The organism is Bifidobacterium sp. WK041_4_12, from assembly GCF_041080795.1.
Taxonomy (GTDB): Bacteria; Actinomycetota; Actinomycetes; order Actinomycetales; family Bifidobacteriaceae; genus Bombiscardovia; species Bombiscardovia aquikefiricola.
In genome coordinates, this window is sequence record NZ_CP129674.1 from 1,593,464 (window position 1) to 1,609,631 (window position 16,168).

Consider the following 16,168-nt stretch of genomic DNA (forward strand, 5'->3'; position numbering starts at 1 on the left):
TACTGCGCCTACTGCGGCGCCCACCCCACGCACTACATCGGTAGACAGGAAGGGCCGAATACCGTCTTGATCTCGGCAAAGAGGCTGGTGTCCCTATGCACGCGGAAATCGTCACCGAAGGTCAGCACCTGCACGCTGCCATCATGCTGAAGCACGATGAGCTTGACCTCGCAATATCCTGGATGATTCTTGATGATGCTGCTCAGACGGTCCAGATGAACCCTGTCCAAGGCCGGTTTGGGAAGCGCTATCATCAGCGGACGCTCGTCTGCCGACTCGATGCTGGGCACCTCCAATTCCATGGCACGCATCGAAACCGTTTCGTCACGAACTTCGACCTGTCCACGAATCTTGACCAGCGTGTCGATGGAAAGATCGGCAAGGCTTGCCTCGTACACTTTGCCAAAGAACATGCACTGTATTGAGCTTTCCAGATCCTCGACCGTCACGATGGCCCAGGGATTGCCCTTGCGTGAGACGCGCCGATCAACATTGGTGATAAGGCCTGCAATCGTCACGGTTCTGACGTTGCCGTCATCCATGGCCTGCGCGCTGTCCACGAGCTTGGCAATGGAAATGTCGCGAAGACCGGCCAGAACCGAAGCCATGCCGCTCAATGGGTGGTCGGAGACGTAGAGGCCGAGCATTTCGCGCTCGAAGTTCAACTTCGTTGACTTATCCCACTCGTCGATGTTCGGAACGGTCACTGCGGCATCGCCCATCACATCGTCGTTGCTGCCGCCGTCAGGGTCAGCGAACAGGTCGAACTGTCCCTCGGCCTGCTTGCGCTTGAGAGGAACCAGCGAATCGATGGCGCTTTCATGGATCTGATAGAGCGCTCTACGGTTCGGGTCGATGCCGTCGAAGGCACCGGCCTTGATCAGCGACTCAATGGTTCTGCGGTTCAGCACGTTCAGCGAGACCCGTCGCACGAAGTCTACGAAGTTCACGAACTTGCCGTGGGAGCTCTTGCGCTGGGCGATGATGTCAGCCACTGCCTTGTCACCGACGTTGCGTATCGCACCGAGTCCGAATCGTACGACGTCACCGACAGCGGAATATTCAAGCACCGATTCATTCACGTCGGGCGGCAGCACCTGAATGCCCATGCGTCGCGCCTCACCGAGATACAGTGCCGTCTTGTCCTTGTTGCTGCGTTCGTTCTGCAGCAGGGCAGCCATGAACTCAACAGGATAATGGGTTTTCAGATACGCGGTCCAGTAGGAGATCATGCCGTAGGCAGCCGAATGCGCCTTGTTGAACGCGTAGCCTGAGAACGGCACCAGAATGTCCCACACGGCCTGAGCCGCCTCCTGGGAGTATCCGTGGTCCTTCATGCCCTGGAAGAACGGCACCTTCTCCTTGGCCAGCACCTCTGGCTTCTTCTTGCCCATCGCTCGTCGGAGCACATCGGCCTTGCCCAGAGAGTATCCGGCAAGGATACGAGCGGCAGACTGCACCTGCTCCTGATAGACGATCAGGCCATAGGTCTCGTCCAGAACCGCCTTCAACGGTTTCTCGACCTCAGGATGGATAGGCGTTATCTTCTGCAGCCCGTTCTTGCGCTTCGCATAGTTCGTATGCGAATTCATATCCATGGGACCAGGGCGATACAGCGCGATCAGTGCCGAAATATCGTTGAAGTTATCCGGTTTCAAGGTTTTGAGCAGCGATCTCATGCCATCGGAATCGAGCTGGAACACGCCGAGCGTATCGCCGCGTGAAAGCAGCTGGTAGGTTTCCTTGTCATCAAGCGGGATGTCTTGGATGGTGATGGCATCCTTGCCGTTGCGCACGATGTTCTTCAAGGTGTCTCGAATGACCGTAAGGTTGGAGAGGCCAAGGAAATCCATCTTCACCAGTCCTAGCGTTTCACAGGTGTGGTATTCGAAGGTTGTCGTGATCGTGCCATCGTTGCGCTGCATGAGCGGCGAGGTGTTCGTGATCGGCTGCGATGCCATGATCGTCGCGCAGGCATGTACACCGGTCTGACGGATGATGCCCTCGATGCCCAGAGCCTGCTCGGTGATCTTCTTCACATCGGGATCTGAATCATAGAGATCCCTGTATTCCTTGGCTTCCGCATAGCGTTTCGCCGATGGATCGAAGATGTCCTTGAGGCTGATGTCCTTGCCGTTTGCGGCCGGCGGAATCGCCTTGGTCACCTTGTCTCCCATCGAGAACTCATAATCCATGATTCTCGCGGAATCCTTCAACGCCTGCTTGGTCTTGATCGTGCCGTAGGTGACGCACTGGGCAACCTTGTCGGCACCATACTTCTCCGCCACGTATTCCAGAACCCTCATGCGACCTTCCGGGTCGAAGTCCACATCGATATCAGGCAGGGAGACACGTTCAGGATTCAGGAATCGTTCGAAGATAAGCCCGTGCTTGATGGGGTCAAGTTCGGTGATGCCCATCGCATAGGCCACCATCGAACCTGCGGCAGAGCCACGTCCAGGACCAACCATGATGCCATTGGCCTTCGCCCAGTTGATGTAGTCAGCAACCACCAGGAAGTACCCTGCAAACTGCATCTGGCAGATGACACCGCACTCGTAGTCAGCCTGCTTGGCCACATGCTCGGGAATTCCATCGGGGAAGCGCTTCTCCAGTCCCTCCTCGACATCGCGCAGGAACAGCGAGGTCTCATCCCATCCTTCAGGGCAGTCAAACTGCGGCATGAAGGCGCCATCCTCATGATCGTCGAACATCACATTGCAACGCTCCGAAATCGCGAGCGTATTGTCGCACGCCTCAGGGAATTCCTTGAACAGTTCCCGCATCTCTTCAGCGGATTTGATGTAATAGCCACTGCCATCGAATTTGAAACGCCCTGGCTCGTCAAGCCTTGACCCTGAATTGATGCACAGCAGCGCATCCTGAGCCGAGGCATCCTGCTCATGAACATAGTGAGAATCGTTGGTCGCAACAAGAGGAGCATTGATTTCCTTGGCGATGCGAAGCAAGTCTCTGGTGACTCGGCGTTCGATTTCGAGTCCGTGATCCATGAGTTCCACGAAATAGTTCTCGCGTCCGAAAATGTCCTGAAATTCAGAGGCCGCCCGCAATGCTTCATCGTATTGTCCGAGTCTGAGTCTGGTCTGCACGATGCCTGACGGGCAGCCAGTCGTCGCGATGACGCCCTCATGATATGTCGAGAGCACTTCCTTATCCATACGAGGCCACTTGCCAACCAGTCCCTCAAGATTGGCAACCGACGAAGCCTTCAGAAGATTCACCAGACCCTGATCGTTCTGCGCCAGCAGCGTCATATGGGTGATGAGTCCATTGCCTGAGACATCGTCTGAATGCTGCGCGTCGGTTCCCCAATGAATACGCGTCTTGTCCTGACGGGCCGTCTCAGGCGTGACATATGCCTCGATGCCGATGATCGGCTTGACACCTGCGCCAACGGCCGTTTTCCACAGCTCGTATGCGCCATGCATGTTGCCATGATCGGTTATCGCGATGGCTGGCTGTCCCAGAGATTTCACCTGCTCGACCAGATCGGGAATGCGAGAGGCACCATCAAGCATCGAATAGTGCGTGTGGGTATGAAGATGAACGAAGCTGCGAGTTGCCATGTTCTCTAACTTAATGCAATGTCTGCCATAAGCAACCAGAAGTCATCTCGAAGCCAAAGCCACGCGCTATTGCTGGGAGTGTCGCGCTCGGATCGCATCGAGGGCGTGTTCGAGGTCGGTGGGATACTGTGAATCCACTCGAGTCCAGACATGCGTTCTTGGATGTCTGAACTCCAGACGCATGGCATGCAGCCACTGACGGTCCAGGCCAAGCTCTTCGGCCATCTTTGGATTGGCACCATACATGTGGTCGCCCACGAGTGGATGCTTGATGGAAGAGAAGTGCACGCGAATCTGATGCGTTCTGCCGGTTTCAAGATTGACGCTGACTAGGGTTGCCTCGGAGAAGCGCTCAAGCACATCCCAATGCGTGATCGCTTCCTTGCCCATCGGTGTGACGGTGAATCGAAAGTCTGAGACTTTCGCCCGTCCAATCGGTGCCTCGATGGTTGCCCTGTCCTGTTCAAGATTGCCCTGCACCAGAGCGTGGTAGGTTTTCACCACCTCGTGCTGGGCGAACTGACGGCGCATTTCCTTGTATGCGAGTTCAGACTTGCAGACAAGCATAAGTCCGCTTGTACCCACGTCCAGACGGCTCACAATGCCATGTCTGCCGGGAGCGCCATAGCTGGTGATGTGCACTCCCCTTGCCATGAGGCTGCCAAGGACGGTCGGACCTGTCCAGCCGACCGACGCGTGCGCCGCAACGCCAACGGGCTTGTCAACCACGACTATGTCATCATCTTCGTATGCTATCGACATTTCGCTGGCAACAGGCTCGACATGATGGCTGGGGCTTTCAAGGCGCACTTCCATCGCGTCGCCGTCAAGCAGCACGGTCGATTTCGAATAGGGGCGATCAATCAGAGCCGCATGCCCGGAATCAATCAGATCGCTCGCCTTGGCTCTCGACAAGCCCATCATCTTGGACAATGCCACATCGAATCGTCTTCCAACCAGAGCGTCGGGTACCGGCAGCACACGGCTCTTGCTGTCGACGTCATTGATCCGTTCATTCATTGCTGTCATGGGTGTCCGCGCTACCGTGATGGTTGTCCGCATCCTGGTCGCTGATTCTCCAAGGAACGCCTACGCATACCAGAACGACCATGCATATGCCTGCGAGCATGAGGAAGATATCTGCGACATTGCCCACCGACCAGCCGTAATCGAGGAAATCGACCACCTTGCCGTTGAGCATCCCATCGGCGTAGACCACACGATCAATCAAGTTGCCCGCCGCACCAGCGAAGGCCATGCCCAGTACGATTACCCATAGCCTTGAGGTCGAACGGAACGCAAGGATGACAAGTGCGATGCATGCGGCTATGGCAAGCAGCGAAATAACCCATGTGGAATTGGAGCCAAACCCCAGCGAAGCCCCCGGATTTCTGAGCAGGCGTAGCGAGAGCAGATGGGGTATCACCCGCTTGGATTCGTCAAGCGAAAGGTATCGTAGTGCTAGCAGTTTGCTTGCACGATCGATGATGAGACCTACAAGCGCCACACATGAGAAAACGGCCACGCTTCTGCGCGGCCGTTGTGCAGCAATTCTCGAAGGAGTATTGCTGTCTGATGTCACTTATCTTCGCCTTTATCCGAGCCAATGCCATCGAATGAATCGGTGTTCGCGACCTGCGAGACGAGCTGACCAAGGAAGGACTTCAAGCGGCTGCGATATTCAGTCTCGAACTGCTTGAGTCCCTGAATGTTGCCCTCGATGACCTTCGACTGCTCGACCAGCTTGTTCTTGACATCGGCTTCGTATTGATCGGCATTCGAACGTGTGCTGCGGTCGTAGGCCTGAGCCTTCTGATGAACCTCAACCTCGTAGGTGTCGGCTTCGGCGCGCTTGTTCTTGGAGTATGTGTCGGCATCCAGACGAGTCTTGCCTGAGTATGCATCGGCTTCCGAACGCACACGGTCGGAGTATCCATCGGCTTCGTCGTGAACGCGCTTGGAGTAGCTGTCGGCATCCGCGTGGGTGCGATGCATGTAGGAATCGCCCTTAGCCACCAGATCATCGTGCTTGGCCTGACCATCGGCGATAAGTTCGGCACCCTTGGCCTTGCCCTTGTCAACGTACTGATCATGCAGCTGCATGGCGAGTGTGAGCATGGCCGTTGCGCGTTCCGGCTCGGAATTCGCGTCGGCACCTGCGCCTGCGATCTTCTTCAGGCTGCCAGTCTCCGTCGATGGCTCCATCTTGGAGACCTGCTGACGAAGCTGCTCTTCGCGCTGCTTCGATTCGTCAAGCTGATGTGACAGGGTGTCGTTCTTCGTGGCAAAGTCGCGTGCGCTCTGCTGAACCTGGAAGAGCTGCTGCTTGCTCTGTCCGAGCTGCTGGGCGAGCTCCTCGCCCTTTGCTCTGAACTGGTCGCGTTCCTTGCTTACGGCAGCCAGCTGAGCGGTGAGCGCCTCGGTGTTGTTGCCCTTGGCGGCCTGAGCGGTGAGCTGATCGATCTGGGAATTGAGCTGATCGACCTGCTGCTTGAGCTGATCGTTCTGCTGCGTCAGCGCCTGAACCTGCTGCTGAGCCTCATTAAGCTCGCGGCTGCTTGCCTGCGATGCAGAATTCTCCGATTCGGCGTGTTGTTCCTTGAGCTTCTTGTTCTCGCTCTGCGCAGCCTCAAGCTGAGCGGTCAGGTCAGAAATCTTGGTGTTCAGACTGGTAACGTCCGGACTCAGTGATTGCGTAGACGCACCACCTTGAACGGCCTTCTGTCCTAAAGCCTCAACGGTCTCAGTTACCTGATCGAGGAAGTCGTCCACCTCGTCAACGTCATAGCCTTCCTTAAACCTCACAGTTTGGAAGATATGCTCTCTAATGTCCTTTGGCGTCAAAAGAGCCATTAATGTTCCACCTCGCTTCAAGCAACATGCTTTGCATTCTTGGTATCAAATCAAGACTCTAGCACGTAGCTGAGTCTTGTGTCTTCTTCGAGTCCGCAACACGCTAGATAAGTATTTGCTAGATAAGTATTTGCAAAACGACGAGTACAAAATACAACACCATAAAGCTCATGTCCAGTTGGATTGCACCGAGCGGCAATGGCGGAATGAAACGGCGGAGCCATCGAAGCGGTGGATCGGTCAGACGATAGACGATTCGCAGCAAGGAGGCGACAATGCCCCTTGGATACCATCGCGGAGCGAGAATCTGGGACCAGTCTAGAATCATTCGAGCAAACAGAATCAGCAGATATGCGCTGATTGCCCAATGGAGCAATGCGTGAATCAACGAAAAAAGCATGAACCTCACCCTAGCAGACAGATTCCTGATGAAGCTGAGTGTTTTCTTAGAACCAGCGTTGCCTGAGAATCAACGTTGCCTGAAAACAAGTGATGCCTGAAAAACTCAGTCCGAGAACAGATCGTGTGACGATGAGGTGGGCTTCGGGTCCTCGACCTTGATGTTGACCTGTGCAGGGCTGAGCAGGAACACTCGTGGCGTGACACGCTCGATGGAACCGCGAACCCCGAACACGACACCTGCTGAGAAGTCCACTATGCGATAGGCCACGGCCTCGGTGACATTCGAAAGATTGAGCACGACTGGCACGCCATCACGCAACGCGCGTCCAACCAGCTGGGCGTCTTCATATGATTTGGGGAGAATGGTGGTGATTCTGCTGATTTTCGTTGAGAAATCACCGTGGCTGCGCAGTGGAACCGAATTCGAAGACTCCTGGGACATCGGCGTGACCGATCTGTCGCTGTCGAAATCGGTGGCGGGATTGTCGCTCTGTGCAGCGGCAACGTCCGCATCTTCGTCCACAACATCAGCCATACCAAGGTACGACATGGCATTCTTCATGAAATTCGCCATTTTAGCCCCCTACTCGATCAGCGAAGAAAATCAGGGATATCGAGATCCCCGGAATCCGATGAATCATCGTCATCTGTGGAATCGTACTCACGTTGTTTCGGCTGGGCACTTTCCTGACGTTCAGGCTGAGCCTCGGCCGCCTGAACGACCCTGTGCTCGGATGTCTGATCCGAAGCGGATTCGTCAGACTGCGGCGCATCTGCAGTATGAATTGGGGTCAGTGGAGGCACGATTGGCTGGGCATTGCTCTCGGCCTTGTGCTGAGGTTGATGCTCGTTATGTGCACCTTCATCGTCATTCTTGGCGTTGGCATCGAATCCCGCAGCGATCACGGTCACTCTGACTTCATCGCCATAGGCATCGTCAAGCGCAAGTCCCCAGATGATCTGCGCTTCGGGATGGATGGCATTCTGCACCAGCTGTACGGCGGCTGAAGCCTCTTGCATGCTCAGATCAGTCGGGCCTGCAATGTTGATGAGCGCCCCATGCGCCCCTTCGATGCTTTCTTCGAGCAATGGCGAGCTGATGGCGATCTCGGCTGCCTGCGTTGCGCGATCCTCGCCTCGCGCGGCACCGATGCCGAAGAGCGCCGTTCCAGAATCCTTGAGGATTGCAGTCACATCGGAGAAATCAACGTGAATGTATGAGTTCATCGTTATCAGGTCGGTGATGCCCTGCACACCTGCGAGCAATGCCGTATCTGCCGTCTTGAATGCATCCATGACGCTGACTGTGCGATCTGAAAGATCGAGAAGACGGTCATTCGGAATGACGATCAACGCATCGACTTCATTGCGAAGGTTGGCGATGCCGGTTTCCGCTGATGATGCACGGCGAGGACCTTCAAAGGAGAATGGCCTGGTGACCACTGCGATGGTCAGTGCGCCGAGTTGACGAGCGCTTCGTGCGACAAGCGGGCTAGCTCCCGTTCCAGTACCGCCGCCTTCGCCTGCTGTCACGAATACCATATCGGAAGCCTTCAGTGCTTCTTCAATGTCAGATTGGTGATCCTGCGCCGCCTTGGCGCCTCTTTCAGGATCGGCACCAGCGCCCAAGCCACGACTGGAATTGTCCGACAACGAGATTTTGACATCCGCGTCTGATCGCAACAAGTCTTTCGCATCGGTATTCACAGCCACGAATTCAACGTTCTGCAGACCTTCGGCAATCATTCGATTGACTGCGTTACCACCTGCACCACCAACGCCGACGACCTTGATGTTGGTTTTGTCGTTGAAATTGTCAATCTGGGCAATCTCGCTCACAGTAAGCTCCTGTTCTCACGCTTTGTTCCAACTCTATCGCAGTTCATACCCTTAACAAGCGCAATTCTGGGCGTGTACCGTTGTTTTTTCCACAATTAACAACAATCCTCTCCCTAAGTTACCCAAGCCTAGTCGGAAGTTACGCCGTATTACAACATTGTCGAACAGCTGTGTCGAACAACAGCTGTGTCGGGCGCACAGCTGCATTCAACATGTCCGTATTCAACTCCGCCACATTCAGTCAGGTAAGAATCCAACTAATACTGATCGATAATACCCAAGAATTAATACGAGGCATCCATCGGATCATCACCAAACAACTGTTCGCGTTCCTCTGCTGGCAGACTTCGCGAATCAAGCCATCCGTAGGGAAGATGAACCTTCCTTGCATATCTGACACGTCCACGGGGCTGATCGGCAATTGCCATCGGGAATGGGGTGTCCTGATCGAAATCGGCAACCTTGGCATCGACGTCAGCGACGCTTTCGCATTCCATGAACTGCCTGCGCACCTCGCCACCGACCGGGAAGCCCTTGAGATACCAGGCGACATGCTTGCGAAGGTCGTGTACTGCCATCTTCTCGTCACCGTCATAGAAATCGGTGAGCAGTCTGGCGTGCTTACTGATGATCTGACCGATCTGACCAAGTGTGGGATTGACCCTTGCGGATGATCCCGAGAACGCATTGGCGATGTCTGCGAAAAGCCAAGGCCGTCCCTGACAGCCTCGGCCGATGGCAACTCCGGCACAACCGGTCTGATACATCATTGCCAGGGCATCTTCGGCAGTCCAGATGTCTCCGTTGCCGAAGACTGGAATGCTCAGTTCCTGGGCGAGTTCACCGATGCGATTCCAATCGGCATGACCTCCGTAGTATTCCGCAGTCGTTCGAGCGTGAAGCGTCACTGCCGCACAGCCCTCCTCCTGCGCTATGCGACCGGCCTCAAGGAAGGTTTCATGCTCATGGTCGATGCCAACCCTGATTTTTGCAGTGACGGGAACGCCTGCCGGCTCGCATACGCTGATGACTCTGCGAATCAGCTCGGCGAATACATCCAGCTTCCAGGGCAGCGCAGACCCTCCGCCATGGCGAGTTACCTTGGGAGCTGGGCATCCGAAGTTCAAGTCGACATGGTCGGCCATGTTGCCGTCCACGACCATTGCAGCTGCCTGACGCGTGATCTCAGGATTGACGCCATACAATTGAAGGGATCGTGGATGTTCGCTAGGAGCGAAACGACATAGCCTGAAAGCCTTCGGATTCTTGGCAACCAAGGCACGAGCCGTAATCATTTCGGCCACGTAGAGACCATTCGGGCCGAACTCTTCGCACAGCACGCGGAACGGCCAGTTGGTAACGCCAGCCATCGGCGAAAGCATCACTGGAGTGTCAATATGGATGCCGCCGAGATCGATTCCGGGAAACTGCTCATTGGTGAGCGTTGCAGCAGATGTGCTGCTGTTGCCGTGACTGTCTTCTGAAAGCATTTCCCTCCTCGATCCTTCATAGCGACCTGCAGACGACACGAACATCATCCGCATTCCCTGCATAAACCTTCCCTTGAGCGCATAAGCCTTCGAGCACATGCGCCAATTGGATGGCAGTGGAATCAGTAATTGCCACCGGCTTCAGCGACCTTGACGGGCGCAGATTCATCGATGCCCTGCTCCTTGGTCACGTCGACCGAGCCATCGGCTGCGGTTTGACCTGTTATCTTCGCCGGACCTTCAGGATAGCGGACGCGCTTCTCCTGAATGCGAACACGTACGTATTCCTCGACCTTGTCAAGGGCGATGCGTTCCTGCTTCATCGTGTCGCGATCACGAATCGTCACTGCATGATCGTCAATCGTGTCGAAGTCCACCGTGATGCAGAGCGGCGTGCCGATTTCATCTTCACGACGGTAGCGGCGTCCGATGGCTCCGGCTTCGTCGTAATCGATCATCCACTCGTTCTGGCGCAGGTCTGCGGCAAGGTTATGCGCAATCGTCTGCAGTGCAGGCTTCTTGGACAGTGGAAGCACGGCAGCCTTCACAGGTGCGAGCCTTGGATCGAGTCGCAGCACGGTACGACGGTCAACGCCGCCCTTCGTGTTAGGCGCTTCGTCAACGTCATAGGCGTCGACAAGGAATGCCATGAGCGAGCGGGTAAGACCTGCGGCTGGCTCGATGACGAATGGCGTGTATTTCTCACCCGAAGCCTGATCGAAGTAGCTCAGATCCTCGCCAGAATGCTTCGCGTGCGCGCTCAAGTCGAAGTCGGTACGGTTGGCGACACCTTCAAGCTCACCCCACTCGGAACCTTGGAATCCGAAGCGATATTCGATGTCGACGGTGCGCTTCGCGTAATGGGCAAGCTTTTCCTTGGGATGCTCATAGTGGCGAAGATTCTCAGGGTTGACACCCAGATCGGTGTACCAGCGCGTGCGGGTATCAATCCAGTACTGATGCCAATCCTCGTCAGTGCCTGGCTGGACGAAGAATTCCATCTCCATCTGCTCAAACTCGCGGGTTCTGAAGATGAAGTTTCCGGGCGTGATCTCGTTGCGGAAACTCTTACCCATATTGGCAATGCCGAACGGGGGCTTGGAACGGGAAGAACCCATGACATTCTTGAAATCAACGAAGATGCCCTGTGCAGTTTCCGGACGCAGATAGTGCAGACTGTTGTCGTCCTGAACCGGGCCGAGGTGGGTCTGGAGCATCATGTTGAAGTCACGCGGTTCGGTCCAGTTGCCCTTGGTGCCGCAGTCTGGGCATGGAATGTCTTTCAGACCGTCCTTGGGCTCGTGGCCATGCTTCTCCAAGTATGCCTCTTCCAAGGTGTCGGCTCTGTGACGCTTGTGGCAGGTCAGGCACTCGATCAGAGGGTCATTGAAAACGGTTACGTGGCCGGAGGCAACCCATACGGCAGTAGGCAGAATGATTGATGTGTCCACGCCGACCACATCGCCACGGGTGACGACCATGGAACGCCACCATTCGCGCTTGATGTTGTCTTTCAGCGCGACGCCGAGAGGACCGTAATCCCAAGCGGAACGCGTCCCGCCATAGATTTCTCCAGCCGGGAAAACGAAGCCACGACGCTTCGCCAGCGACACAACGGCATCAAGTTTGGATTCTGACACGGAACACCTCTTGTTGGATTTCACCAGGATTTGAACGAGTTCAAGGTTATAGCCACCGCGTGACACTGACAGGCTCTCTTATCCTTGCTCATTCCTTGCTCATTCCTTGCTCTGGCGAGCATTGCAGACGGTTTCATGTCTGCGTTGTCATTTAGTCTGAAAAGGTCGTGCAGGGGAACTCGCTTGAGTTGAGAAGGTACAACCTGACCCTTGGAACCTGTTGGTTAATACCATCGTAGGGAGGCATGCAATGACTGAATCATTGCCAAACGCATCATCAATACCAAACACATCATCACTGTCGTCATTATCATTATCATCGGCATCGGCTTCGGAATCGGAATCGGCTTCGCCATTATCGTCAGCGCAATCAGAGGCAGTGCGAACAGCTGCAGTGCGATCAACTGCAGTGCGAACAGCGTCGATTTCCAAGTCTTCGCAAAACCTGTCACTGAACGATCCCGTTCGTGAACGGATCAGGACAGCGTGCGAGGAAGTTCGTCAGAAAACGCCGCTCGCACAATCATTCACGAATTTCGTAACCATCAACCTGGTTGCGAATGCGCAGCTTGCCGCAGGCGGGAGCGCGGCGATGAGCTTTCTACCCGATGACATCAAGGATATTGAGGCAATTTCCGGCGCAAGCTACATCAATGTCGGCACGCTCCTGCCCTCGTATGAGGACGCGCTGAAGGATATAGCCAAAAGCTTCTTCGAGCGCACATCACTCTGGGTTCTTGACCCTGTGGCAGCAGGACTGGGCTCGACACGAACGCGGATACTGAAAGCTTTCGCCGAATACCCTCCAACAATCGTGCGCGCGAACGCATCCGAAATCATTGCCCTGTGCGGCATTTGGGATATCAGCCTGAAAACGGATTCCAACGGCAAGGTGAATCGTCCTGCCGGCGTTGAATCCGTAGACGACGTTGACAGCGCGACCCTTCATGCCATCGAACTCGCTCGGTACCTTCGTGAACATAACGCAACGCATACCGCAGCGGTTGCCGTTTCAGGAGAACGCGATCTGGTAACCGACGGCGACCGTGTCTATCGGCTTCCCGGTGGCAATGCCATGATGACGAAAATCACCGGTGCCGGTTGCTCTCTGGGAGGTGTGACGGCAACCTATCTGGCAGTAAGCGACCCATTGACCGCAGCACTCGCAGCTTCCCTGCATTTCAACTGCGCTTCCGAACAGGCTGGCACAGTAGCTCAGGGGCCTGGCAGCTTCCAGACAGCATTCCTGGATGCCCTGTGGCAGATTCAAGCTGCAGAAATCGCAGATTCAACCATCATTGACATGCATTGAAACATCAATCGTTGCATGAAGCAATACGCGATTACACGAAGAAATACGTGATTATACAAAGAAAATCGAGGAAAGAATGAAAGTTTCAACGCAGGTCAATGATTTTCCTTCGTTACGGAAGGTACTTGACATTTCGGCCTATCTGGTAATTGGGCCAGAGAACACGAATGGTCGTGACGTGGCAACGATAGTTAAGGAAGCGCTTGCAGGTGGAATCACATGCGTGCAATTGCGCGCCAAGCACTCCGACGCTTCAGAAATCATCGCACTCGCCCGTCAGATTGCCGAAGTCATCGAAGCTGCTGGGAAGAGCGATAGCGTCGCGTTCGTGATAGATGACCGCGTCGATGTCGCGTGGGAATGCAGATGCATGGGAATCAAGGTCGATGGCGTTCATGTCGGTCAGACTGACATGGATGTTCACTACTGCAGACAGTTGCTCGGAGATAACGCGATCATTGGTCTTTCGGCGGCAACAGACAAACTTGTAGATTTGGTGAACGAGCTGGATGAAGGAGTCATCGACTATGTTGGCGCAGGCCCTGTGCATCCTTCCGTGAGCAAACCCGATTGCGGTGTGGGAGACGATGGGCAGATGCATGTTCTCGCCGTTCAAGGCATCAGCAGGCTGGCAGACATCAGCCGATACCCCGTTGTCGCTGGAGGAGGTGTCAGCGTTGCTGACGTTCCCGAACTGGCCCGAACCAAGGCTGCAGGATGGTTTGTTATCTCTGCCATAGCAGGTGCCGATGATCCACAGAAGGCAACGGAAGCTTTGGTCAAGGCATGGCGCTCGGTTCGGGACAGCCAATAATTTCACATGTTCAATGCAAAAGGAGAATTTCATGAGTGAAGCAGAAATAACGAAGGAAGCAGCATCTCAGGCCCAGTCCACGCAGACTGGCAATTACATCAATACCGTGGCCGCATTATCGATTGCGCCCAGCGGTGTGGGAGAAGAACTCTCCGAATATGTCGCTCAGGCAGTCAAGGTGATTCGTGACTCAGGATTGCCCAATGAAACGAATGCCATGTTTACGAACATCGAAGGAGACCTCGATGATGTGCTCGATGTCGTGCGCGATGCGACGCTGAAACTCGCAAATCAGGGCTTCCGCACCGGGGTGGTGCTCAAACTGGACATTCGTCCAGGTGTCAAGGGGCAGATTCATAAAAAAGCTGAACTTGTGGACGAGATTTTGAGCAAATAGGCTCATTATTTTTCGCGATTGCGAGTTTTGCGGCAATTTTGAACTATAAACGGGTATTTTTGTTGACATTTCAAGATCATTTCACGGTTTTGGAGCATGTCTACTTGATATAGGCAACAAAACTCGCAATCACCCTCGAAAATATCCCGTTTGCTCTATTTGGTGCCACCAAAACGGCGATCTCGATGCACATAGTCGTTAATCGCGCGCCAGAGCACGTCGCGCCCGCAGTCTGGGAATAGTTCTGGAACAAAGTCAAGCTCAGAATATGCCGCTTCCCACGGCAGGAAGTTGCTGGTCCGCTGCTCCCCCGACGTTCTTATGACCAGATCGCAGTCGGGAATGTCTGGATTATATAGGTGCTCGGCAATCATCTTCTCCGTGACTCGATTGCCCTTGATCTTGCCCTTTGCGATTTCCTTGGCAATTTCAGAGGCCGCATCGGCTATTTCCGCACGTCCGCCGTAGTTGATGCAGAAAACAACATCGATGACATTGTTGTTTTTGGTCTGTTCCATGGCATCTTCAAGCTCGTTGATCACGGACTTCCACAGTCGCGGCTTTCTTCCCGACCAGCGGACACGCACCCCCCAGGCATTCATCTGCGATACGCGGCGGTGAATGATGTCGCGGGAAAATCCCATGAGAAAACGCACTTCACTTGGCGTGCGCTTCCAATTTTCCGTGGAGAAGGTGTACAGGCTCAGATATCGCACGCCAGCTTCGATTGCCCCGGCAATGATGTCGAACACCACAGGTTCAGCGGCCTGATGACCGTCGGTTCGTACCAATCCACGTTTCTTTGCCCAGCGTCCATTGCCGTCCATGATTACGCCAACATGACGAGGCACCTTGTTCTTGGGAAAATACGGAATCCTATCGGGCTGGGAAAATGGTGCTGCGGGCACATCCAGCGACTTGTAGTCGACGCGGTCAAAAGTCATACATTCGAATCTAACAACCGCAGTGAACGAATTGGCCGTTCAAGATAGTATTCTCCCCATTCCTCAACAAGTTCGTCAACTTTGGAGGTCAAATCGTGTGAATCCAGCAACGACCAGTCCCCGGAAAGCAGTGCATTCATCTGCGAGATCGATAGCGTATCGATGACTCGTGCATCTGGCGTATGGTCTGCCAGACACATCATCCCGCCCATATGCACCGAAAAATAGCCAAGATCGTCGTGTCTTCCGCATACGACGCATGAATCCATTCGAGGACTCCACCCAGCCAGAGAGAGCGCCCGCATGACATATGATTCGCCGGTCGCCTTGGGGCTGTGCCTGTGCTTGGCCATCGATGCGAGGGCTGAAACCAGCAGCGAGTATTGATCCAGTGAACGTTCATGCTCGGTACTGACAATCTTGTCAACCGCCTCGACGATGACACCTGAATTCATGTACGCATCATAGTCCGCACAGATGGGGTCAGCGTATGTGGCGATGCTTACAGCCTGCGAGATCACGTCAAGATTGCGGCCTTGCGCAATGAGCACGTCGGCACGCATGAAGGGTTCGAGCCTGCCGCCAAACCTCGAACGGGTTCGTCGCACACCTTTCGCCACTGCCCGCACCTTGCCATGCATCTTGGTGAGTAGGGTAATGATGCGGTCAGCCTCTCCCAGCTTGACGGTTCTGAGGATCACACCTTCATCACGATAGGTTGCCATGGATTGGTCCAACCTCTTCTCTCACGCCGAAATTCGATAAGCCTGTAATTCTCTGCCTCGCATGAGCATGTGGCAGTTCTGCTCGCCACCATCTCATCACGTCAACACCTCGACACCTCAGCACCTTACCTCGCCATCCGAAGCACGTCATCCGAAGCATTGCAT

The 16,168-nt window shown here is 54.7% G+C and carries 14 protein-coding genes and 1 riboswitch; of the genes, 3 read left to right on the forward strand and 11 right to left on the reverse strand.

Features of this window, described 5'->3' with window-relative positions; translation table 11 throughout:
- Positions 1-32: 32 nt before the first annotated feature.
- From dnaE to QN215_RS06845, 9 genes are all read right to left on the reverse strand, one after another.
- On the reverse strand, positions 33-3,587 hold the full coding sequence (dnaE, locus tag QN215_RS06805) for a DNA polymerase III subunit alpha (protein ID WP_369343572.1): 3,555 nt from the start codon (positions 3,585-3,587) through the stop codon (positions 33-35).
- Between the two features lie 66 nt (positions 3,588-3,653).
- Entirely contained in the window at positions 3,654-4,607 is a 954-nt protein-coding gene (locus QN215_RS06810; protein WP_369343573.1) for an RluA family pseudouridine synthase, read from the reverse strand.
- Positions 4,600-5,169: a signal peptidase II gene (locus QN215_RS06815; protein WP_369343574.1), complete on the reverse strand. Its 570-nt coding sequence runs from the start codon at positions 5,167-5,169 to the stop codon at positions 4,600-4,602. The genes QN215_RS06810 and QN215_RS06815 overlap by 8 nt, the downstream gene beginning before the upstream one ends.
- On the reverse strand, positions 5,166-6,440 hold the full coding sequence (locus QN215_RS06820; protein ID WP_369343575.1) for a DivIVA domain-containing protein: 1,275 nt from the start codon (positions 6,438-6,440) through the stop codon (positions 5,166-5,168). Before QN215_RS06820 ends, QN215_RS06815 begins: the two co-directional genes overlap by 4 nt.
- 118 nt (positions 6,441-6,558) lie before the next feature.
- Positions 6,559-6,840, reverse strand: coding sequence for a YggT family protein (locus QN215_RS06825; RefSeq protein WP_369343576.1), 282 nt, complete (start codon positions 6,838-6,840; stop codon positions 6,559-6,561).
- Between the two features lie 105 nt (positions 6,841-6,945).
- On the reverse strand, positions 6,946-7,416 hold the full coding sequence (locus tag QN215_RS06830) for a cell division protein SepF (RefSeq protein ID WP_369343577.1): 471 nt from the start codon (positions 7,414-7,416) through the stop codon (positions 6,946-6,948).
- Between the two features lie 17 nt (positions 7,417-7,433).
- On the reverse strand, positions 7,434-8,681 hold the full coding sequence (ftsZ, locus tag QN215_RS06835; RefSeq protein ID WP_369343578.1) for a cell division protein FtsZ: 1,248 nt from the start codon (positions 8,679-8,681) through the stop codon (positions 7,434-7,436).
- Positions 8,682-8,965: 284 nt separating this feature from the next.
- Positions 8,966-10,171, reverse strand: a complete 1,206-nt coding sequence (gene dusB / locus QN215_RS06840) for a tRNA dihydrouridine synthase DusB (protein ID WP_369343579.1) — start codon at positions 10,169-10,171, stop codon at positions 8,966-8,968.
- A 122-nt stretch (positions 10,172-10,293) separates the two neighbouring features.
- Positions 10,294-11,811: a glycine--tRNA ligase gene (locus QN215_RS06845; RefSeq protein WP_369343580.1), complete on the reverse strand. Its 1,518-nt coding sequence runs from the start codon at positions 11,809-11,811 to the stop codon at positions 10,294-10,296.
- Positions 11,812-11,972: 161 nt separating this feature from the next.
- Positions 11,973-12,071: riboswitch (TPP riboswitch) on the forward strand.
- A 149-nt stretch (positions 12,072-12,220) separates the two neighbouring features.
- Between QN215_RS06845 and QN215_RS06850 the strand changes: the two genes are divergently transcribed.
- The 3 genes from QN215_RS06850 (at position 12,221) to QN215_RS06860 (ending at position 14,334) form a co-directional block, all read left to right on the forward strand.
- Positions 12,221-13,123 carry a hydroxyethylthiazole kinase gene (locus tag QN215_RS06850; RefSeq protein WP_404978528.1) on the forward strand — a complete coding sequence of 301 codons (903 nt, stop codon included), beginning with the start codon at positions 12,221-12,223 and terminating at the stop codon, positions 13,121-13,123.
- Between the two features lie 76 nt (positions 13,124-13,199).
- Positions 13,200-13,937, forward strand: coding sequence for a thiamine phosphate synthase (thiE, locus tag QN215_RS06855; protein ID WP_369343582.1), 738 nt, complete (start codon positions 13,200-13,202; stop codon positions 13,935-13,937).
- A 31-nt stretch (positions 13,938-13,968) separates the two neighbouring features.
- Entirely contained in the window at positions 13,969-14,334 is a 366-nt protein-coding gene (locus tag QN215_RS06860; RefSeq protein ID WP_369343583.1) for an MTH1187 family thiamine-binding protein, read from the forward strand.
- Positions 14,335-14,489: 155 nt separating this feature from the next.
- On the opposite strand, the gene QN215_RS06865 is transcribed toward QN215_RS06860, so the two are convergent.
- Positions 14,490-15,278 (reverse strand): isoprenyl transferase, encoded by a 789-nt coding sequence (locus QN215_RS06865; RefSeq protein WP_369343584.1) that lies wholly within the window; start codon positions 15,276-15,278, stop codon positions 14,490-14,492.
- Positions 15,275-16,003: a DNA repair protein RecO gene (gene recO / locus QN215_RS06870; RefSeq protein WP_369343585.1), complete on the reverse strand. Its 729-nt coding sequence runs from the start codon at positions 16,001-16,003 to the stop codon at positions 15,275-15,277. The genes QN215_RS06865 and recO overlap by 4 nt, the downstream gene beginning before the upstream one ends.
- Positions 16,004-16,168 lie beyond the last annotated feature (165 nt).

Bases quoted from the DNA above. Each gene is read 5' to 3' on its own strand.
- QN215_RS06810 (WP_369343573.1), bottom strand. From the start codon at position 4,607: ATGAATGAACGGATCAATGACGTCGACAGCAAGAGCCGTGTGCTGCCG.
- QN215_RS06820 (WP_369343575.1), bottom strand. From the start codon at position 6,440: ATGGCTCTTTTGACGCCAAAGGACATTAGAGAGCATATCTTCCAAACT.
- dnaE (WP_369343572.1), bottom strand. From the start codon at position 3,587: ATGGCAACTCGCAGCTTCGTTCATCTTCATACCCACACGCACTATTCG.
- QN215_RS06860 (WP_369343583.1), top strand. From the start codon at position 13,969: ATGAGTGAAGCAGAAATAACGAAGGAAGCAGCATCTCAGGCCCAGTCC.
- thiE (WP_369343582.1), top strand. From the start codon at position 13,200: ATGAAAGTTTCAACGCAGGTCAATGATTTTCCTTCGTTACGGAAGGTA.
- QN215_RS06865 (WP_369343584.1), bottom strand. From the start codon at position 15,278: ATGACTTTTGACCGCGTCGACTACAAGTCGCTGGATGTGCCCGCAGCA.
- recO (WP_369343585.1), bottom strand. From the start codon at position 16,003: ATGGCAACCTATCGTGATGAAGGTGTGATCCTCAGAACCGTCAAGCTG.
- dusB (WP_369343579.1), bottom strand. From the start codon at position 10,171: ATGCTTTCAGAAGACAGTCACGGCAACAGCAGCACATCTGCTGCAACG.
- QN215_RS06825 (WP_369343576.1), bottom strand. From the start codon at position 6,840: ATGCTTTTTTCGTTGATTCACGCATTGCTCCATTGGGCAATCAGCGCA.
- QN215_RS06830 (WP_369343577.1), bottom strand. From the start codon at position 7,416: ATGGCGAATTTCATGAAGAATGCCATGTCGTACCTTGGTATGGCTGAT.